Source organism: Marinobacter sp. F4216 (assembly GCF_019931195.1).
Classification (GTDB): Bacteria; Pseudomonadota; Gammaproteobacteria; order Pseudomonadales; family Oleiphilaceae; genus Marinobacter; species Marinobacter suaedae.
The window spans coordinates 682,279-700,903 of record NZ_JAIOUO010000003.1 but is presented as its reverse complement, the minus strand read 5'-3'; the positions used below and the strand labels follow the sequence as shown (position 1 = coordinate 700,903).

The 18,625-nt window shown below is 57.2% G+C and carries 16 protein-coding genes; 7 read left to right on the top strand and 9 right to left on the bottom strand.

The features are described from left to right. Window positions 1-70: 70 nt before the first annotated feature. Entirely contained in the window at window positions 71-847 is a 777-nt protein-coding gene (locus tag K8I84_RS08775; protein ID WP_223794368.1) for an outer membrane beta-barrel protein, read from the top strand. A gap of 317 nt (window positions 848-1,164) precedes the next feature. Here the strand turns inward: K8I84_RS08775 and K8I84_RS08770 are convergent, their stop codons facing one another. Then, entirely contained in the window at window positions 1,165-2,697 is a 1,533-nt protein-coding gene (locus K8I84_RS08770) for a cryptochrome/photolyase family protein (protein ID WP_223794367.1), read from the bottom strand. Between the two features lie 203 nt (window positions 2,698-2,900). On the opposite strand from K8I84_RS08770, the gene hemN reads away from it, so the two are divergent. Beyond that, on the top strand, window positions 2,901-4,319 hold the full coding sequence (gene hemN / locus K8I84_RS08765) for an oxygen-independent coproporphyrinogen III oxidase (protein ID WP_223794366.1): 1,419 nt from the start codon (window positions 2,901-2,903) through the stop codon (window positions 4,317-4,319). Window positions 4,320-4,328: 9 nt separating this feature from the next. Here the strand turns inward: hemN and moaA are convergent, their stop codons facing one another. Then, window positions 4,329-5,321: a GTP 3',8-cyclase MoaA gene (gene moaA / locus K8I84_RS08760; RefSeq protein WP_223794365.1), complete on the bottom strand. Its 993-nt coding sequence runs from the start codon at window positions 5,319-5,321 to the stop codon at window positions 4,329-4,331. Window positions 5,322-5,575: 254 nt separating this feature from the next. Here moaA and K8I84_RS08755 point away from each other — a divergent pair, with 254 nt between their 5' ends. After that, complete coding sequence (locus tag K8I84_RS08755; protein ID WP_223794364.1) at window positions 5,576-6,013, top strand: RrF2 family transcriptional regulator; 438 nt, start codon at window positions 5,576-5,578, stop codon at window positions 6,011-6,013. On the opposite strand, the gene K8I84_RS08750 is transcribed toward K8I84_RS08755, so the two are convergent. Both K8I84_RS08750 and K8I84_RS08745 read right to left on the bottom strand, forming a co-directional pair. Continuing rightward, window positions 6,001-7,092, bottom strand: a complete 1,092-nt coding sequence (locus tag K8I84_RS08750; protein WP_223794363.1) for a fatty acid desaturase family protein — start codon at window positions 7,090-7,092, stop codon at window positions 6,001-6,003. The two genes, K8I84_RS08755 and K8I84_RS08750, sit on opposite strands and share 13 nt — an antisense overlap. A gap of 53 nt (window positions 7,093-7,145) precedes the next feature. Continuing rightward, on the bottom strand, window positions 7,146-8,249 hold the full coding sequence (locus K8I84_RS08745) for a ferredoxin reductase (protein ID WP_223794362.1): 1,104 nt from the start codon (window positions 8,247-8,249) through the stop codon (window positions 7,146-7,148). A gap of 192 nt (window positions 8,250-8,441) precedes the next feature. On the opposite strand from K8I84_RS08745, the gene K8I84_RS08740 reads away from it, so the two are divergent. Next, window positions 8,442-9,071 carry a TetR family transcriptional regulator gene (locus tag K8I84_RS08740; protein ID WP_223794361.1) on the top strand — a complete coding sequence of 210 codons (630 nt, stop codon included), beginning with the start codon at window positions 8,442-8,444 and terminating at the stop codon, window positions 9,069-9,071. Here the strand turns inward: K8I84_RS08740 and K8I84_RS08735 are convergent. Beyond that, window positions 9,068-10,504 (bottom strand): WS/DGAT/MGAT family O-acyltransferase, encoded by a 1,437-nt coding sequence (locus K8I84_RS08735; protein ID WP_223794360.1) that lies wholly within the window; start codon window positions 10,502-10,504, stop codon window positions 9,068-9,070. The two genes, K8I84_RS08740 and K8I84_RS08735, sit on opposite strands and share 4 nt — an antisense overlap. A 213-nt stretch (window positions 10,505-10,717) precedes the next feature. Here K8I84_RS08735 and K8I84_RS08730 point away from each other — a divergent pair, with 213 nt between their 5' ends. Together K8I84_RS08730 and K8I84_RS08725 are read left to right on the top strand one after the other, a co-directional pair. Continuing rightward, window positions 10,718-11,101: a CidA/LrgA family protein gene (locus K8I84_RS08730; RefSeq protein ID WP_223794359.1), complete on the top strand. Its 384-nt coding sequence runs from the start codon at window positions 10,718-10,720 to the stop codon at window positions 11,099-11,101. Then, on the top strand, window positions 11,094-11,825 hold the full coding sequence (locus K8I84_RS08725; RefSeq protein WP_223794358.1) for an LrgB family protein: 732 nt from the start codon (window positions 11,094-11,096) through the stop codon (window positions 11,823-11,825). The genes K8I84_RS08730 and K8I84_RS08725 overlap by 8 nt, the downstream gene beginning before the upstream one ends. Window positions 11,826-11,834: 9 nt before the next feature. Here the strand turns inward: K8I84_RS08725 and K8I84_RS08720 are convergent, their stop codons facing one another. The 4 genes from K8I84_RS08720 to tmpT form a co-directional block, all read right to left on the bottom strand. Continuing rightward, complete coding sequence (locus K8I84_RS08720) at window positions 11,835-13,400, bottom strand: SpoVR family protein (protein ID WP_223794357.1); 1,566 nt, start codon at window positions 13,398-13,400, stop codon at window positions 11,835-11,837. Beyond that, window positions 13,397-14,689: a YeaH/YhbH family protein gene (locus tag K8I84_RS08715; RefSeq protein ID WP_223794356.1), complete on the bottom strand. Its 1,293-nt coding sequence runs from the start codon at window positions 14,687-14,689 to the stop codon at window positions 13,397-13,399. Before K8I84_RS08715 ends, K8I84_RS08720 begins: the two co-directional genes overlap by 4 nt. A 33-nt stretch (window positions 14,690-14,722) precedes the next feature. Then, window positions 14,723-16,645 (bottom strand): PrkA family serine protein kinase, encoded by a 1,923-nt coding sequence (locus K8I84_RS08710; RefSeq protein WP_223794355.1) that lies wholly within the window; start codon window positions 16,643-16,645, stop codon window positions 14,723-14,725. Window positions 16,646-16,951: 306 nt separating this feature from the next. Continuing rightward, a complete protein-coding gene (gene tmpT, locus K8I84_RS08705) occupies window positions 16,952-17,605 on the bottom strand; it encodes a thiopurine S-methyltransferase (RefSeq protein ID WP_223794354.1) in 654 nt (217 codons plus the stop codon). Window positions 17,606-17,682: 77 nt separating this feature from the next. Here tmpT and K8I84_RS08700 point away from each other — a divergent pair, with 77 nt between their 5' ends. Then, the gene (locus tag K8I84_RS08700) at window positions 17,683-18,618 is read left to right on the top strand and encodes a D-2-hydroxyacid dehydrogenase (protein WP_223794353.1); all 936 of its coding nucleotides are present in this window, start codon (window positions 17,683-17,685) and stop codon (window positions 18,616-18,618) included. The last annotated feature ends 7 nt before the right edge of the window (window positions 18,619-18,625 follow it).

Below are 18,625 nucleotides of genomic sequence, written 5' to 3'. Positions count from 1 at the left end.
AGAGACATATCTGGCGGCCGAAATGTTGAGTGTAATGTCGCCCCAGAGGAACTGCCGGCAAGGAGCCCAAATGAAGTCTGCCAACAAACGTTTTGCATTAACATTCATAGCACTGACTCTTTTTTCCACCAACACACAGGCTGTGTCGCCTTCTTATAGCTTTGTCTCGGTTGACTACCTGAGGACCGAACTACAAGATGTGCCACTCAATATCGGGACGTTTGTCTCGATACCTGACAAAGATGTGACGTTTGATGGCTTTCAGCTAACGGCCAGCTTCGATTTCGGAAACAACTGGTTTGGGCAAGCCCGTTTCCAGGAAATCACCGGTGACGCCGATCACATCATTGAAACGCCGCTCAGCAGTTTCGCTCCGGGCTCTCTACCTCCGGGGGCGACATTAATGCAACAAGTTATTGACTTTGATCTTAGCGGCTCGTTGGTGACGATATCCGCAGGCTACCGTTTCTTCCAAGATGACCTGAGCAGCGCCTACCTTGCGGGCGGCTACGCACACACAGAAGTCGAAACCGAACTTACCTACACCATTGTGTACCGGGATGCGAACGGCGACAGGGTTACCAATCCGCCCGGCCGTTGGGATTCAGGCGCAGGATCTGAAAGTGGCGATGATTCCGGCGCAATTCTATCCATTGGATACCGACGAAACCTCACTGACACGCTTGAGCTGGATTTGCGAGCAGACCACTACACGGTAGGAGATTCTTCCACCGAGTTCACCATGCAAGGTGTCTATTTCCTGACTACAAGCTTGGGGCTCCAGCTTGGTGGCAACTTCTATGATGATGGCAGCCAATATAATCTCGGCATTCGCTACAAGTTCTAAATGAAAAAGCTCTCGGTGCCTTTTGCGCCGGGAGTGTGCCGACCACGTTGCACTGCACTTGCTCACATCAGCCTTATCCACGACCGAAACGGGACATAGCGAGCGTATCCGTGATTCTGCCGAGAGATAGACTTCCTTCATTGTTCCTGATGCCCACGAGGTCTATCGTCTTTCTCCGCTCTGTTCCAGCCTGTACCAGACCTCATCGATAAATCCACTGACCCAATGTCCGCTTCTGTTTAGATTCGGTAAGAAAATAGAGGGACGGCCACAATATGGCGGCATAACCTTCCATGCCGGCCAGTGTTCCGGCAGCATCAAAGGTTCTCTACGTTGTCCAAGAGCCATTCCGCTCTTGTTAGTAACGCCTCCCGCCGATCTGGGCTCTGCTTGTCCCAGTTGCGGTACATCATGCCCATGCGGGGGTTGTTTTCGAAGTCATCCCGGTGCCGGTCGATGAAATGCCAGTAAAGGGCGTTGAACGGGCAGGCGTCGTCCTCGGTGCTTTTGTTGACGTTGTAGTGGCAGTTGGCGCAGTGATCGGACATGCGATGGATGTACTTGCCGCTGGCGGCGTAGGGCTTGGAGCCCAGATGTCCTCCATCGGCGTGCATCACCATACCCAGCACGTTGGGCAGCTCCACCCAGTCGTAGGCGTCGGCATACACCGCCAGATACCAGTCGCAGATTTCTTCGGGCTTGATGCCGGTTAGCAGGGCGAAATTGCCGGTGACCATCAGACGTTGGATATGATGGGCGTAGGCATTTCGGCGGGTGGCATCGATGGCTTTGTGCATGCAGCGCATGTGGGTTTTCCCGGTCCAATAGAGCCAGGGAAGGGGTCGGCTATTCCCCAGACGGTTTTCCTTCGCGTAATCGGGCATATGCAGCCAGTAGATACCACGGACGAACTCCCGCCAGCCGATGATCTGACGTATAAATCCTTCCACTGCGTTGATTGGCGCGCGACCGGAATACCAGGCTTGAGCGGCGGCTTCACATGCCGCCAGCGGGTCCAGCAGGCCGCAGTTGATGTAGGGGGAGAGAATGGCGTGGAACAGCCAGTCCTCGGTATCGGAGATGGCGTCCTGGTAGTCGCCGAAACAGGGCAGGGCGTAGTCAATGAAATGTTCCAGAGCGGCCTCGGCATCTTTTCGGGTGACCGCAAAGTGAAAGTCTTCGGTGGTGCCGAAGTGGTCGGCAAAGTGCCTGTTCACCAGTTCGATGACTTGCCGGGTGATGTCATCCGGTTCCACCCGGAAGGGGGCGGGTGCGGCGGGCTTGCCTGTCCACTTCTTCCGGTTGTCGGCGTCGAAGTTCCAATGGCCGCCTTCCGGGTCACCGTCGGCGGTCATCAGCAGTCCAGTCTTGCGGCGCATCTCCCGGTAGAAAAACTCCATCCGTAGCTGTTTCCTGCCCTCGGCCCAGTCGGCGAACTCCTTTTTGCCGGCGATGAAGCGGGTGTCCGGTCGGATTTCCACCGGCACACCGAGCCGGGTGTGCCATTGGCTGATCTGTTCGTGCAGGCGCCATTCGCCGCACTCGGTGGTAATGACTCGTTCGCAGGACTGTGCCGTCAGCTGTCCGGCAACCACGTCTTCCAGGCTTTTATACTCTGAGTCCGCTGCAAAGTCATGGTAGTGGACTCGCCAGCCATCCGCTTTCAGTTGCTCTGCAAAGTGGCGCATGGCGCTGAACAGCAGAACCAGCTTCTTCTTGTGGTGATTGGTATAGCCGGCCTCGTCGGCCACTTCAGCCATCACGATACGGTCACCCGCGGGATTCGCATTTTCAAGGGCACTGATCTGCGGGCTGAGCTGGTCGCCGAGGATCAGAATCAGGTTGGCCATCGGGTGAGGCTCCGGCGTCTACACTATGGAAGTAAGGCTAGCCAGAGTACGCCCATTGTGCGCTGCTGGTTCAGGCGAAGTGCTTGGGGGCGATGCCCAAAGTGTTGCGCATCTGACTCTGGTCAAGTGCGTCAGCACGGGATTAGGCGACAATGGCGGCCCTTGTTAATGCACACCATTCACTTAACCATACCGAGTTTTCTATGGCCCCTGATTCCGCAGCCGTTGCCGTTTCCAATGAACTTCCGGATTTTCTCTGGGACGATGCCCTGATCCGCCGTTATGACCTCAGCGGGCCTCGTTACACGTCCTACCCGACGGCGGTGGAGTTCACTCCCAAATTCGGTATTGAGGATATGGTCAAAGCGGCGGGCCGGAGTCGCGCCAAAGGCGGAGCCATTTCACTCTATACCCACCTGCCGTTCTGCGCTCACCTCTGCTACTACTGCGCCTGTAACAAGGTGATTACCAAGAAGCGGGACAAGGCGATGCCTTACGTGGAGCGCCTGCTGAAAGAAGCGGCCATGCAGGCAAAAATGTTCGGTGCCGACCGGCCGGTGAGCCAGCTTCACTGGGGCGGCGGTACACCCACGTTCCTACCCACCGATGTCATGCGTCACCTCATGGCCGGCTATGGTGAGCTGTTCAACCTGCAAACCTCGGATGAGCGGGATTACAGCGTGGAAATCGATCCGCGGGAAGTGGATCACGATACCCTCTCCACCCTGTGGGAGCTGGGCTTCAACCGTATCAGTCTGGGTGTACAGGATGTGAATCCGGCGGTTCAGAAAGCGGTGAACCGGGTTCAGCCCCAGGACATGACCGAGGCGGTGCTGAATGAAGCTCGTCGAATTGGTTTCCGGTCTATCAATCTCGACCTGATCTACGGGCTGCCGCACCAGACGCCGGAGAGCTTCGCGGAGACGCTGGACGCGGTGATCGACATGTCACCGGATCGGTTGTCCGTGTTCAGTTATGCGCACCTGCCGGATCGGTTCTATCCCCAGACGCGCATTCAGGCGGACACTCTACCCAGTCCCCAGCAGAAGTTGACTATTCTGCACAACACGATCAACCGGTTGCTGGAGGCAGGTTACGATTACATCGGCATGGATCATTTCGCCAAGCCGGACGACAGTCTCTCGGTGGCACAGCGCGAGGGCCGGTTGCACCGGAATTTCCAGGGTTACACCACCCACTCGGATTGCGATCTGGTATCCCTGGGGGTCTCGGCCATCGGGCAGACCGACGACGCCTATTTCCAGAATCATCATGATTTATCGGCCTGGGAATCGGCCGTCGATGCAGGCCAGTTGGCGATTACCCGAGGTGTGGGGTTGTCACGGGATGATCGCATTCGCCGCTGGGTCATCGGGCAGTTGATCTGCCAGTTCGGGCTGGATCGAAGCCAGTTTTCAGCGCAGTGGAATGAGGACTTCGATCGGTACTTTGCCGATGAGCTGAGCCGGCTTCAGCCGATGATGGAGGATGGTCTGGTAGCCGATCTTGGCACGGCATTGAGGGTGCAGCCCGCAGGCCGGTTGCTGATTAGGGCGATTTGCCAGATTTTTGATCTGTACCGAAAGGAAGGCGCCAGCCAGCGCTTTTCCCGAATCATCTGAACCGGCGGATCAGCCGCCGGTCATGTTCATGAATCGCAGGATCTGAACGTCCCCATTACTGGCAAAGTGGTGGCGTTCGGGCTTGAGATCCATCGCTTCGATGATCGTTTGCCGCAGTTTGTCGTCCGAATCCGGATGGCTTCGCAATACCCGTCGCAAGTCCATCGAGTGCTCATTGCCCAGGCACAGCAGCAGCCGTCCTTCCACGGTGACCCGTACACGGTTACAGGTCGAGCAGAAGTTGTGGGAGTGGGGCGAGATAAAACCCACTTTGGTGTTGCTGTCAGGCATCCGGTAGTAGCGGGCCGGGCCTCCGGAGTCTTCTGCGGTGGGGATCAGTTCGTGTCGTTCGCGGATGATGTCCCGGACTTCATCGCTGGTGCACAGGGTCAGGCCGCGGTCGTGCTCGGAAATCTCGCCCAGGGGCATTTCCTCGATGAAGGTAATGTCGATGTTCTTTTGCCGGGCGAAATCCACCAGATCCGGGATCTCTTCGTGGTTACGACCTTTCAGAACCACCGTGTTGAGCTTGATGCCTTCAAAACCCGCTTCCCGGGCAGCGTCAATACCATCCAGCACCTGCGACAGCTTGCCGGTGCGGGTGATGCGGTGGAATTTGTCGGCGTCCAGTGAGTCGAGGCTGATGTTCAGGCGCTTCAGTCCCGCTTCCCTGAGTGACTCCGCCATGGTGGGCAGCTGACTGCCGTTGGTGGTCATGGCGAAATCACGTAAACCAAAGGTACCTATTTCCCTGACCAGTTCGAGAATGTCCCTGCGTACCAGGGGCTCGCCTCCGGTCAGGCGTATTTTCTGGGTACCAAGGTCAACGAAGGTACGAGCCACTTTGGCAAGCTCTTCCAGGGTCAGAACCTGCTCTCGGGGAACGAATGTCATGTCTTCTGACATGCAGTAGACACACCGGAAATCACATCGGTCAGTCACCGACAGGCGCACGTAGTTTACCGTGCGACCAAAACGATCTGTCAGCGGGGTCCGTGCCATTATGTCGCATTCCTGTCCAGGTTAACGGGTCACTTTACCGAAGCATAGCTGATATATGGCAGGTTAGCGCGTTGAGGGGACGTTCGAAAAGGAAGAATTCTGACCCATTTCGGGCAAAATCCCGGAGAGGTGATATTCTGCTTTTAAGGTATTCCTTTTATTTGGCGGTGCCGCAGTGTCCGGTTTTGCTCTGCCAGGGAAGTTGAGACCAAAGGGGCTCAGACTCATCTGTTCAGAAATCGGGGAGGCATCCGATGCACATCACCCGCTATACCGATTATTCATTACGCGTACTTATTTACCTCGCAGTCCAGAAAAGCCGGCTGGTCACCATCCAGGAAATTGCCAACCAGTACGACATTTCCAGGAACCATCTGATGAAAGTGGTTCACCAGCTTAACAGGCACGGCTACATCGAAACGGTTCGCGGCAAGAAAGGGGGCATGCGGCTCAATATGGAGCCTCCTGATATCAATATCGGAGTGCTGGTGCGGGAAACCGAACAGGATCTCAAAATGGTGGAGTGCTTCGCACCCAAGACCGCCTGCAGGATTGCCCCGGTCTGTGGCCTGAAACCTATGTTTGCGGAGGCCCTGCAGGCTTTTCTGGATGTACTGGATAACTACACGCTGGCCGATGTGATCCAGGATCATCACCGGCCTCAGCTGTTACGGCTGCTTCACGTGGCATGAGCCATGCTCAGGGCGGGCAGCCGGGTGCGAATCCGGTCGGGCAGAGAAAAGGCGGCAATTCGTTTGAGGACGGAACCGTATTGTCGGGCAAAACTGCCGGTGTTGTAGGGCAGGCCGTGCTTTTGGCACACGGCCTGGACCTGCTCCGAGATCTCCGGATAGCGGTGCGCGGGCAGGTCCGGGAACAGGTGATGTTCGACCTGGAAACTCAGATGGCCGCTCAGCAGATGAACCCACTTGCCACCGGTAAAGTTGGACGAACCGGTAAGCTGGCGCAGGTACCAGTGCCCCCGGCTTTCACCTTCACACTCCGCCTCGGTAAACGTCTCGGCTTGCTGGGTGAAGTGCCCGCAGAAAATGACCGTGGATGACCACAGGTTGCGAATGAGGTTGGCGCCGATGTTCCCGGCCAGGACAATGGGGGCAACCGGCAGGGTCACCAGGGGAAAGAACACGTAATCCTTGAACGCCTGGCGCCCGCCTTTGCGAAAGAAGTCTTTCAGGAATGGCAGCTTGTCCTTCACGCGGATTTCGCCCCGACGAATGCGCTCGCTTTCCAGTTCGTGCAAACCCACGCCCCACTGAAAGAAGACACTCAGCAGGATGTAGTTGATGAACTGGAGGCTGTGCCTTGGGCGCCATTGTTCGTCATCGTCCAAACGCAGCAATGCGTAGCCGTAGTCCCGGTCTTTACCGATGATGTTGGTGTAGGTGTGGTGTTCGTAGTTGTGGGTCCGGCGCCAGGATTCGCCGGTACAGACGGTGTCCCATTCGTAGCTCTGCGAGTGCAGGCTGGAATCGTTCATCCAGTCGTACTGGCCGTGCATGACGTTGTGGCCGATTTCCATGTTCTCGATGATTTTGGAAAGGCCCAGTGCGAGGGTTGCGCCGACAAAGACCGGCGGAATGAAACCAAAGGGCATGGTAATCCGACCGGCCACTTCCAGGGTGCGATGCAGACGGACAATGCGGCGTATATAGGTCGCGTCCCGCTCGCCAAGATCCGCGACAACCTGGTCGCGAATGGCATTGAAATCCTGCTCCAGTTCGCTGAGCTGTGCTTCGGTCATCCGTTTCATTGTCTTACTCCTTGTGGTGCTTCAGTTGCACCGCGTTGGTATTCGCTGAGGGGCTAGGCTTCAATGGAAACCGGACCCTGGGGTACCGAAATACATAGTTGGACCATCTCTTCGCCGCGGCCGGATGGTTGGCCCGTCAGCCGGTTGATGACGGTGCCGCTGGTCTTTCTGCAGCTGCACTGATGGCAGATGCCCATGCGGCAACCGTAGCGTGGTGACAGGCCGGCGGCCTCGGCAATCTCCAGCAGATTGGCGTCGCCTTGGGAGCCGACTTCCAGGCTGCTTTCAGTGAACTGCACCTGGCCGCCGACGGCTTGATCTGAAAGCCCGGCACTGGGCGCAGCGAAGAACGTGCAATGAATGTCGCTCTGTCGGATGCCACGACCCCTGAGCAGATGTTCCGCCAGTTCCATCAGTCCTCTGGGGCCGCACAGGAAGGCCTTGCGGGCTTTCAGTCCGGGCACGGTATCCAGATCCTTGTCCGACAGGTAGCGTGGGGATGCACCCAAGTGGGTGGCGACGATGTTCAGGGTGAGGGCCGGGTAACGGGCTGCCAGGGCATTTAGCTGGGAACCGGCAATCACATCTTCGTGGGTTCGCACGAAATAGAGCAGGGTGATCGGTGCCCGGTAATCCTGCGTCGCCATGGTTTCCAACTGACTCAGAATCGGTGTGATCCCGCTGCCGCCGGCAATGAACAGCACCGGGGCGGCGGGTTCCGGAATCAGAAAGTCACCAAAGGCGTCGCTCATCCCCAGTACGGCACCCACCTCTAGCCGATCGTGCAGCCAGTTGGTCACCAGCCCTCCGGGCAGGCGCTTGATGGTCAGCGTTATCACGCCCTGCTCTTGCCAGAGAACCGGTGAACTGGACAGGCTGAATGGGCGGGTATGGCGTCTGCCATCAATTTCGGTACAGATGTTCACATGCTGTCCCGCTTCGAATCCGCTCCAGCGTTGAGTTGGTTTCAGAATGAAGGTCTTGGTTTCTGCGGTTTCCTTAAGGACCTGTTCTACCCTTGCCGGTGTGTAACCACGCACCCACATCGGGTTGAGGCTTTCCAGTAGTGGGTCAAAAAAGGCAGCGGGATTTTCCCGGTTAAACAGTTGCTTGCCCAGCCACCGGAGTGCTTTGCTTGGTTTCTCTCTCGCTAACATCGCGTTTCTCCATGGTATTGCCTGCACTCTAGTGTACAGTTGTTCACTTATGTGTACGACTGTACACAGGGATTGGTCGAGCAACAACAAGGACGCAGTTTTTGGCGTGGAATGACAAGTCGCCGGTTCATTTCTCCAGGCGGATGTGTACACTTGTTACGTTGTTTTGTTGATAACTGATGTGAGCAGTTCATGGCGGAAAAAAGGCGCAGGAAACCGGGAGAAACCCGCGAAAAACTGATGGGCGCGGCGCTGAGCCTGGTGGGGAGTGGGCGTCATTTTGACAGCCTGGGGATTCGGGAGGTGACCCGCCAGGCGGGTGTGGTGCCAACCTCTTTTTACCGGCATTTCCGAAGCATGGACGACCTTGGCTTGCAGCTGGTGGACGAGCTTGGGCTGGTATTACGCCGGATGATGCGGGAAGCCCGGGCGCACGTGTCACAGGCAGACAAGTTAATCGCCGAGTCGGTGGATATTTTTATCAGCCACGGACGGGCGAATCAGAGTTTCTTCCTGTTTATGGCCCAGGGGCTGGCCGGCGAAAGCCGGGCGGTTCAGGATGGCATTCGAAGCGAGATTCGGTTCTTTGCCACTGAACTGGCGAATGATCTCAGACGATTAAAGCTGCTTGATCATCTGAGCGACGGCGATTTGGATATGGCCTGTGATCTGGTGGTTCGAACCGTTGCATTCAGCCTGACGGATCTACTGAGGGTGTCTGCCAACGATGACTACCAGATGGATCAGATCCGGAAGCGGACGATCCGCTTCCTTCAACTGATCTTTGTCGGTGCCAATCATTGGCAGAGTGGCACGGGTTAGGCCGATTTGCGTGCCTTTCTCCGGGTCTGCTTAGGTTTCGGCGGCATCACCAGGCTTTCCAGTTCATCCAGTGCTTCACCGGTGTACACCGCCAGCTTCTGCATGCTGGGCAAGGTGTCCCGGCAGCCGGTGTAGCCAAAGTTCAGGGAACCATGGTAGCTCAGGCAGGTAATGTTGAGTGCGCCGCCATGGGTGATCAGGGACACCGGGTACATGGCTTCCAGTTTGGCGCCCTCGTAGTAATGGCTTTCCTGTGGGCCCGGTACGTTCGAAATAGTGACGTTGAACGCCGGACGCATGCGCCCGCCAAGCCCGGACATCAGCTGCAGGATGTAAGGCGACATCATCAACATGGTGTACTGGGTGAGCGCCGCTTTCGGCAGTTTCTGCAGGTGCTCCTTGGCTATACGGGTGGAATTCTTGATCTGCTGCAGGCGATTCAGCGGGTCTGGCTCGTCCGTCGCCAGCGACGCAATCATGAAGCTGATCTGGGTGCCCGTGCCCTGATCGTCCGCCGGACGGACGTTCACTGGAATGCCTGCCGTCAGGGACGTATCCGGCAGTTCACCCTGTTCCAGCAGGAAGCGGCGCAGGGCCGTACCGCACAGGTACAGTACGATGTCGTTCAGCGAGCCTCCGGACTCGCGGGCCAGCTCCTTGATCCGCTCCAGCTGATAATGCTGGGTAGCAAAGCGACGCTGACCGGTGACACGATGATTCAGCTTGGAAACCGGGCCCATGAACGGGAATGGCAGCCCATCTTCCGGGTGGCGTGCCGAATGCAGAAGCCGGCTGCCTGCCTTTACAAGCCGCGGGGCCATACCTGCCTGAAGCTTCAGGGCTTCCATTGCCTGAGAAACGGCGGCAGGAATGCTGGCTTCGGTATCGGTTTTGCTGGCGCGCCGGGATGCGGGTTTTACACACCATGGCGGGGTCATGTTGGTTTTGTTTGGATCGGTGGTCAGCACTCGCTGCAAAAGCCTGACGCCGCTGATACCATCGATCAGGGAGTGATGCATCTTGGTATAGAGCGCGAAGCGGTTATTTTCCAGCCCCTCAATTACGTGACACTCCCAGAGTGGCCGGTGGAAATCCAGCGGGTTGGAGTGCAGGCGCGATACCAGTATCCCCAGTTCCCGTTCGCCGCCGGGGCGGGGCAGGGCCGAGTGGCGCACGTGGTAATCCAGATCAATGGCCTTGTCTTCTTTCCAGGCGGGGGCCACTAACTTACCGAAGGCTCCAGGCCAGGCCAGCTTGTAGCTCCAGGGCGGTGCGACATCACCAGCTTCTTTCATGCGGGTCACCATGTCCCGCAGAAAGGTATCGGGAGCGCCTTCTGGCAGTGAAAAAATCTGCAGGTTGCCCACGTGCATGGGGGTGTCTTCAGATTCAACTGCCAGCCATGAGGCATCCAATGTTCCCAGGCGTTTCATTCCTTGTCTTACTCCACGAATATTAAAAGTTAAAAGGTGTGTTCCCTCAGTATACTGATATCAAGATCGGTTCACGATGATGCGGTCGATAATCCGATAGGGTTTTTCGACATTTCACAGTTGTCGCAAATGCCCCTATTTGCTGTTCGCCAGTGCCTTGTCCGGCTATGCTCTGATCATAAAGGACTTTCTTAGCGAACAGGCCTTCTGCCTATGTCATTTATCCATGGCATTACCTGGTTACTGGTTTACCAGTTGATCGGTGAAGTGACGGTGCGTCTTGCGGACGTCCCCATTCCGGGGCCGGTGCTCGGCATGGTGTTGTTGTTTATTACCCTGTGGATTCGGGGGCGAACGGCGGAGTCACTGGATCAGGCTTCGTCGGCATTGCTTTCCCACCTTTCCCTGCTGTTCGTGCCGGCGGGCGTGGGAATGATGGTGCACTTTGATCGCATCGCCGCAGAGTGGTTGCCGATCACCATTGCCTTGCTACTGAGCACTGTCCTTACCATGGTCGCTACCGCGTTGATCATGCAGTTGACCACCCGCTGGCTGGCACGGCCTCAGGATAACGGGGCGGGAGCTGATGATGACTGATCCGAACCTGAGGGATATCTGGGTTTACCTGTCCGCATCGCCGCTGCTTGGACTGACCATCACTATGGTGGCCTACGCGCTCGCCTATCGGTTGTATCTTCGTGCCAACTCCAATCCGCTGACCAATCCGGTGGTCACGTCCGTGGCCATGCTCATTGGTGTCTTGCTGCTGACTGGGACCTCCTACGACGATTATTTCGAAGGCGGGCAGTTTGTGCACTTCCTGCTGGGGCCTGCGACAGTGGCCCTGGCGGTGCCGCTTTACGAGCAATTCAGTCGGCTTCAGCAACTGTGGCTTCCCGTTACCATTTCGCTGGTGTGCGGTGTAATTATTGCGGCCGGCAGCTCCATAGGGCTGGCCTGGTTACTGGGTGGCTCGACGGAAATCCAGATGTCCCTGGCACCCAAGTCGGCAACGGCTCCGGTGGCCATGGGGATCTCGGAGAAAATTGGCGGGCTGCCCTCACTGACGGCTGTGCTGGTGGTGATTACAGGCATCACTGGAGCGGTTCTGGGCACCAAGCTGTTTGAGTGGCTGCGTATCAAGGATGACACCGCCAAAGGCATTGCCATGGGGGTTGCCGCCCACGGTATTGGGACGGCCCGGGCGTTTCAGGTCAGCTCCCAGATGGGGGCTTTCTCGGGATTGGCGATGGCCTTGTCCGCATTTGCCACCGCCCTGATCGTGCCCTGGATGGTGGACTGGCTCCAAAGTCTGTTGTGAGTAAGAAACTCAGTCGGTTGGGGCATTGGCCTGTGACTGAGGGCAGTGAAACTCCTCCACAACCTTGTCGTTGTCGACGCTCTCCAGATGCACATCGAATCCCCACAGACGGTGCACGTGGCGCAGCACTTCATCGGTATCTTCGCCCAGTGGCACCCGGTCAACGGGAACGTGACGCAGGGTCAGTGACCGGTCGCCGCGCACATCGACGTTCCAGACCTGGATGTTGGGCTCCCGGTAGCTGAGGTTGTACTGGCGGGCCAGCTTTTCCCGCAGCGGTCGATAGCCCGGATCGTCATGGATGGCGGTAACGCGGTAAACGTCTTCCTGATCATCGTTCTGAACCGAAAACAGCTTCAGATCCCGCATGACTTTGGGTGACAGGAACTGCAGGATAAAACTCTCGTCCTTGAAGTTCTTCATGGCGAAGTGCAGGGTTTCCAACCAGTTTGAACCCGCGATGTCGGGAAACCACTCCCGATCTTCCTCGGTAGGATTTTCACAGATCCGGCGCAGATCGGTGAAGATGGAAAAACCCAGGGTGTAGGGGTTGATGCCCGAATACCAGGGGCTGTTGAACGGAGGTTGGTATACCACGGCCGTGTGGCTTTGCAGGAACTCCATCATGAAGCCGTCGTTGACCAGCCCTTTCTCGTACATCCGGTGGGTGAGGGTGTAATGCCAGAAGGTAGCCCAGCCCTCGTTCATGACCTGGGTCTGGCGCTGGGGGTAGAAGTACTGCCCCAGCTTGCGAACGATACGGACAATCTCCCGCTGCCAGGTTTCCAGCAGAGGCGCGTTCTTTTCGATGAAATAGAGAATGTTCTCGTGGGGTTCCTCGGGGAACCGCTTTTTCTGCTCGACGGGATCAATGTCATCGTGGTGAGGAATGGTGCGCCAGAGATCGTTGATCCTGCGCTGTTGGTACTCCTCCCGTTCCTGCTGTCGGCGCTGCTCTTCCACGGCAGAAATCGGGGCCGGGCGCTTGTACCGGTCCACGCCGTAGTTCATCAGCGCATGGCAGGAATCCAGGATTTCCTCCACCGCTTCGACGCCGTGGCGTTCCTCGCACTCGGCAACAAAGTTCCGGGCGAATACGAGGTAATCAATGATCGCGCTGGCATCGGTCCAGGTACGGAACAGGTAATTGCCCTTGAAAAAGGAGTTGTGGCCGTAACAGGCGTGGGCAATCACCAGCGCCTGCATGGGCAGGGTGTTTTCCTCCATCAGGTAGGCGATGCAGGGGTTTGAGTTGATCACGATCTCGTAGGCCAGCCCCATCTGCCCGCGCTGGTAGCTCTTGGAAGTGCTCAGGAACTGCTTGCCGAATGACCAGTGGTGATAGCCCACTGGCATGCCCACGGAGCTGTAAGCGTCCATCATCTGTTCGGCGCTGATCACTTCAATCTGATTGGGGTAGGTGTCCAGCCCGAACTCCTGTGCGCACCTGGCGATTTCCTCGTCGTACTGCTGAATCAGTTCGAAGGTCCATTCGGAGCTGCTGGATATCGGCTCATTGGCTCTGGGTTGCCCCGGCTCCTCCGGAGCGTTGGGGCGATCCACGAAATCGGTCATGCGGCTTTCCTCTCAAACAACTGGCGGAACACCGGGTAAATCTCGCCCGGGTCGGCTATCTGCTGCATGGCAAAACTTTGTGGGAACTCCTGCATGATCTTTTCGTACTCGTACCAGAGCATCTGGTGATCCTGCGGCGTTATCTCAATATAGGCGTAGTACTGAACCAGCGGCAGCAGGCTTTCTGCCAGAATCTTGCTGCACACGGGGGAATCGTCATTCCAGTTGTCGCCATCGGATGCCTGGGCGGCATAGATGTTCCACTCTGAAGACGGGTAGCGGGCGTCGACGATTTTCTTCATCAGCTTCAGTGCGCTCGAGACGATGGTGCCGCCGGTTTCCCGGGAGTAGAAGAACTCCTCTTCATCCACTTCCTTGGCGCTGGTGTGATGGCGAATGAAGACAACGTCAATCTTCTTGTAGTTCTTCTTGAGGAACAAGTAGAGCAGGATGAAAAAACGCTTGGCAATGTCCTTGTGCATCTGGGTCATGGACCCGGATACATCCATCAGGCAGAACATCACGGCACTGGTGGCCGGCTGGGGGTGCTTCAGGTGCTGGCGGTAGCGCAGGTCGATTTCGTCAATGAAGGGAATGCGACGTACATTGGCCTTCAGGCGAGCGATTTCTTCCTCCAGCGCCTGCACCTGATCTTCGTGACTGAACGCGGGGTCCAGCTCCGCCGGGGCGGCTTTCAGTGCCTCCAGCTGCGCTTCCATTTCCCGGATCTTTTTCTTCCGGGCACCGCCCAGACCCAGGCGGCGGGCATGGGCGCCACGGAGTGAACGCACAACGTCCAGCTTGGCGGGCACGCCCTGAGTGGTGAAGCCCGAGCGGACGTACTTGAACGACTCGGTATCCTTGAGCTTTTTACGGGCAAGGTTGGGCAGTTCCAGGTCATCGAACAGGAAGTCCAGGAATTCGTCCTGGGTGATCTGGAACGCAAACTCGTCCATGCCTTCGCCATCCGGACTGGCGCTGCCTTGTCCCTGGCCTTTGCCACCGCCCCCGGGCTTGGGGATGGTGTCGCCAGCGACAAACTCCTGGTTGCCCGGATGCACGACTTCCCGACTACCTCCCTGCCCGTGGTGGAAGATCGGTTCTTCGATATCCCGGGTGGGAATGCTGACGTGCTCACCCCGCTCAATGTCCGTGATGGAGCGGCGCTGCACCGCATCCGACACGGCTTTCTTGATGTGGTGCCGGTAGCGGCGCAGAAACCGTTCCCGGTTCACAGCGCTCTTGTTCTTGCCGTTCAGTCGCCGGTCGACGACGTGAGTCATACCCATAGCGTAACTCCCGTTCAGCGCTCGGTCACAGGCTTAGTGAGACTTGCGAACCCGCAAGTACCACTCGGCCAGCAGGCGTACCTGCTTCTCGGTATAACCCCGGTCGACCATGCGTTCCACGAATTGCTTGTGCTTTTTCTGGTCTTCCTGACTTGCTTTCGGGTTGAACGAGATGACAGGAAGCAGATCCTCGGTATTGGAGAACATCTTCTTCTCGATCACAGCGCGCAGCTTTTCGTAGCTGAGCCAGGACGGGTTGCGGCCCTGATTGTTGGCCCGAGCCCGCAGAACAAAGTTGACCACCTCGTTGCGGAAGTCTTTCGGGTTGCTGATGCCGGCCGGCTTCTCAATTTTTTCCAGTTCGTCATTGATGGAAGAACGGTCGAGAATCTCCCCGGTTTCCGGATCCCGGTATTCCTGATCCTGAATCCAGAAGTCCGCATAGGTGACGTAACGGTCGAACAGGTTCTGGCCATACTCACTGTAGCTTTCCAGATACGCGGTCTGGATTTCCTTGCCGATGAATTCGACGTAGTGGGGCGCCAGAAACTCCTTGATGTAGCGCAGGTAGCGCTCCTGGGTTTCGGTCGGGAACTGTTCCTGCTCGATCTGCTTCTCGAGGACATACAGCAGGTGGACCGGGTTGGCGGCCACTTCGGTGGTGTCGAAGTTGAAGACCTTGGACAGGATCTTGAACGCAAAGCGGGTCGACAGACCGTCCATGCCCTCGTTCACACCGGCAGAGTCCCGGTACTCCTGAATGGACTTGGCCTTGGGATCGGTGTCCTTGATGTTCTGGCCATCGTATACACGCATCTTGGAGAAAATACTGGAATTATCCGGCTCCTTAACACGTGAGAGCACGGAAAACTGGGCCAGCATGTCCAGGGTGTCCGGGGCACAGGGCGCGCCGGACAGTGAACTGTTCTTGAGCAGCTTCTTGTAGATCTCGATCTCTTCTGTTACCCGCACACAGTAGGGCACCTTGACGATGTATACCCGATCCAGGAATGCCTCATTGTGTTTGTTGTTACGGAAGGTCTGCCACTCGGATTCGTTGGAGTGGGCGAGAATCACGCCATCGAAGGGCACAGAACCCATGCCCTCGGTGGTGTTGTAGTTGCCTTCCTGGGTGGCGGTCAGCAGGGGATGCAGAACCTTGATCGGTGCCTTGAACATCTCCACGAATTCCAGCAGGCCCTGGTTGGCCTTGCACAGGCCACCGCTGAAGCTGTAGGCATCCGGATCGTCCTGGGAAAAATCTTCCAGCATGCGGATGTTGACCTTGCCCACCAGGGCGGAGATGTCCTGGTTGTTGTCATCGCCCGGCTCGGTTTTGGACACGCCCACCTGATCGAGCACGGACGGGTAACGTTTCACGACCCGGAACTGGCTGACGTCACCCCCGTATTCGTGGAGCCGTTTGACGGCCCAGGGGGACATAATGGACGTCAGGTAGCGGGAGGGAATGCCGTATTCTTCTTCAAGAATCTGCGCGTCTTCGGCCGGGTCGAACAGGCCGAGCGGCGATTCGTTCACCGGCGAGCCTTTGATGGCGTAGAAGGGGACCTTCTGCATGAGTGCCTTGAGCTTTTCAGCCAGAGAGGACTTACCGCCGCCGACGGGGCCAAGCAGATACAGAATCTGTTTCTTTTCTTCCAGGCCCTGGGCAGCATGCCGGAAGAAGGACACGATGTTTTCGACTGCTTCCTCCATCCCGTAGAACTCGGAAAACTCCGGGTAGCGCTTGATGACCTTGTTGGAAAAGATGCGCGACAGGCGGGAGTCACGTGAGGTGTCAATCAGTTCGGGTTCGCCGATGGCAATCAGCATTCGTTCAGCGGCCGTGGCATAGGCCGTTGGGTCCTTTTTGCAGATTTCCAGGTACTCCTCCAGGGTAAATTCTTCCTCCTGGGTGCTGGCATACCGGTCCTTGAAGTGCTGCATGATGGTCATAGATGGCGCCTCGCTTGCTCTCTGAAAAAGTCAGTACTCAGTTCACGCAATATCCCCGTTGCATCGGTTCCGCCGTTCAGGGCGGTCTGTTTCGTTATGGGTGAAAAGGAAGGTGTTTACGAGCTGCCTGGCGTTTTTGCTCTTGTGGCAGCTACTTATCCTGAGCTTAGTTCACGCTCGAAAATTAGGACAGCAGGGAAGTGGTTAAGGTTCATTAAAATATGTTAGGCGCGGCGCCTTTTTGTAGCGCTGTGGCCGGGGCGCACAAAAAATTCCTGCGCCCCGACAAACTGTCGCCGAAGGGGACTACTGCTTGATCAGCCGGAACACGCTTTCCGTAGCGCCATCCAGCCCTTTGCGCTTGGTGAACGGGTGGTCCCGGGGCAGGGTGTTGGTGAGCAGGAGTTCAATGTCGTAATCGTCGGCGTAGAGTTCCCGGACTTCATCGTCACTGACATTGAACGGAGGGCCTTGCAGTTGCCCGTCGTAGTCCAGGGTGATCAGCAGGATGCGGGTGCCGTCCGGAATGATGGCGGTCAGATGCTCAACGTAGCCCCTGCGCATATTGGGTGGCAGGGCAATCAGCGCGGCTCGGTCATAGACCAGACGAACGTGCTTGAGGTCCGACGGCACCAGTTGGAAAAAATCACCGCACCAGAGTTCGAGATCATCGTGCTTGAAGGTGGTGAAGGGTTCGCCGGGATGCACCCTGGCTTTCTCCTGTCCCTCCTCAAAAAAGTCCTTGCAGGCGACCGGGCTCAGCTCGACACCAATCACCGGATGGCCCCTGTCGTGCAGCCACCACATGTCGTGGGCTTTGCCACAGAGTGGAACAAGAACCGCATCGGACGAGGCTCCGGCCAGATCCGGCCAGTGGTCGTGAAGGTACTGGTTCACCGTTCCTTCGTGAAAACCGATTTCCTTTTTAGCCCAGCGCTCGTGCCAGAATTGATGCTCCATGATCGAGGCCCTCATTTGCACGTTTGCTTCAGTCTAACCTAATCTGTGCGTGTCTGAATGGAGGAGAAAAGAAAAGCATGAAAGCCGTCTTTCTCGACGCCGATACACTGGGAAGCGACGTCGACCTGTCGCCCATCGAGCAGGCCACCGGTTCGCTGGTGAAACATGGACGAACGACACCGGAGCAGGTGTTGGATCGAATTCGCGGATTCGACACTGTTATCACCAACAAAGTGGTGTTGCAGCGATCCCATTTCGAAACCTGTCCCGAATTGAAGCACATCGCCGTGGTCGCCACCGGTCTGAATAACATCGATCAGGCGGCCGCCAGGGACCATGACATTCGCGTGATGAACGTGACCAACTATGGCCGTTCGACGGTCGCCCAGCACACCCTGGCGCTTATGCTGGCATTGGCGACTCGTCTACTGGATTACGACCGGGACGTTCGCGAAGGGCGATGGGCCAAAAGCGATATGTTCTGTTTGATGGACCATCCCATTCTAGAGCTGGAAGGCCGGACACTGGGGGTCATTGGTTACGGTGATCTGGGGCAGGGCGTGGTCGAACGAGCCAGGGCCTTCGGAATGAATATTCTGCTTGGGGCCAGGCCGGGGCAGGAGGCCGGGGAAGTGGATGGCATTCCACGGGTTCCCCTGGACGAGCTGTTGCCGAAAGTGGATGTACTGTCACTGCATTGCTTGCTGACAGAGGAGACCCGCAATCTTATCGGCGCCCGTGAGCTGGGCATGATGAAAAACGACGCGTTGCTGATCAACACCAGCCGCGGTGGGTTAGTGGACGAGCAGGCGCTGGCCGATGCGCTTCGTTCAGGCCAGATCGGTGGTGCAGGATTTGATGTGCTGACCGAAGAGCCGCCCCGCAATGGGAATCCGTTGCTGGCGGATGACATCCCCAATCTCATCGTTACACCGCACTCAGCCTGGGCAAGCCGGGAGGCACGACAGCGCATCGTGAATATCACAGCGGGCAATCTCAATTCCGTCGCCTAGACGCCGC

Excerpts from the sequence above, each read along its gene's own strand:
- K8I84_RS08750 (WP_223794363.1), bottom strand. The coding sequence starts at position 7,092 with ATGAAACGGATGACCGAAGCACAGCTCAGCGAACTGGAGCAGGATTTC.
- K8I84_RS08730 (WP_223794359.1), top strand. The coding sequence starts at position 10,718 with ATGTCATTTATCCATGGCATTACCTGGTTACTGGTTTACCAGTTGATC.
- K8I84_RS08735 (WP_223794360.1), bottom strand. The coding sequence starts at position 10,504 with ATGAAACGCCTGGGAACATTGGATGCCTCATGGCTGGCAGTTGAATCT.
- K8I84_RS08710 (WP_223794355.1), bottom strand. The coding sequence starts at position 16,645 with ATGACCATCATGCAGCACTTCAAGGACCGGTATGCCAGCACCCAGGAG.
- K8I84_RS08725 (WP_223794358.1), top strand. The coding sequence starts at position 11,094 with ATGACTGATCCGAACCTGAGGGATATCTGGGTTTACCTGTCCGCATCG.
- K8I84_RS08745 (WP_223794362.1), bottom strand. The coding sequence starts at position 8,249 with ATGTTAGCGAGAGAGAAACCAAGCAAAGCACTCCGGTGGCTGGGCAAG.
- hemN (WP_223794366.1), top strand. The coding sequence starts at position 2,901 with ATGGCCCCTGATTCCGCAGCCGTTGCCGTTTCCAATGAACTTCCGGAT.
- K8I84_RS08720 (WP_223794357.1), bottom strand. The coding sequence starts at position 13,400 with ATGACCGATTTCGTGGATCGCCCCAACGCTCCGGAGGAGCCGGGGCAA.
- K8I84_RS08715 (WP_223794356.1), bottom strand. The coding sequence starts at position 14,689 with ATGGGTATGACTCACGTCGTCGACCGGCGACTGAACGGCAAGAACAAG.
- K8I84_RS08740 (WP_223794361.1), top strand. The coding sequence starts at position 8,442 with ATGGCGGAAAAAAGGCGCAGGAAACCGGGAGAAACCCGCGAAAAACTG.
- K8I84_RS08775 (WP_223794368.1), top strand. The coding sequence starts at position 71 with ATGAAGTCTGCCAACAAACGTTTTGCATTAACATTCATAGCACTGACT.
- tmpT (WP_223794354.1), bottom strand. The coding sequence starts at position 17,605 with ATGGAGCATCAATTCTGGCACGAGCGCTGGGCTAAAAAGGAAATCGGT.
- K8I84_RS08755 (WP_223794364.1), top strand. The coding sequence starts at position 5,576 with ATGCACATCACCCGCTATACCGATTATTCATTACGCGTACTTATTTAC.
- K8I84_RS08700 (WP_223794353.1), top strand. The coding sequence starts at position 17,683 with ATGAAAGCCGTCTTTCTCGACGCCGATACACTGGGAAGCGACGTCGAC.
- K8I84_RS08770 (WP_223794367.1), bottom strand. The coding sequence starts at position 2,697 with ATGGCCAACCTGATTCTGATCCTCGGCGACCAGCTCAGCCCGCAGATC.
- moaA (WP_223794365.1), bottom strand. The coding sequence starts at position 5,321 with ATGGCACGGACCCCGCTGACAGATCGTTTTGGTCGCACGGTAAACTAC.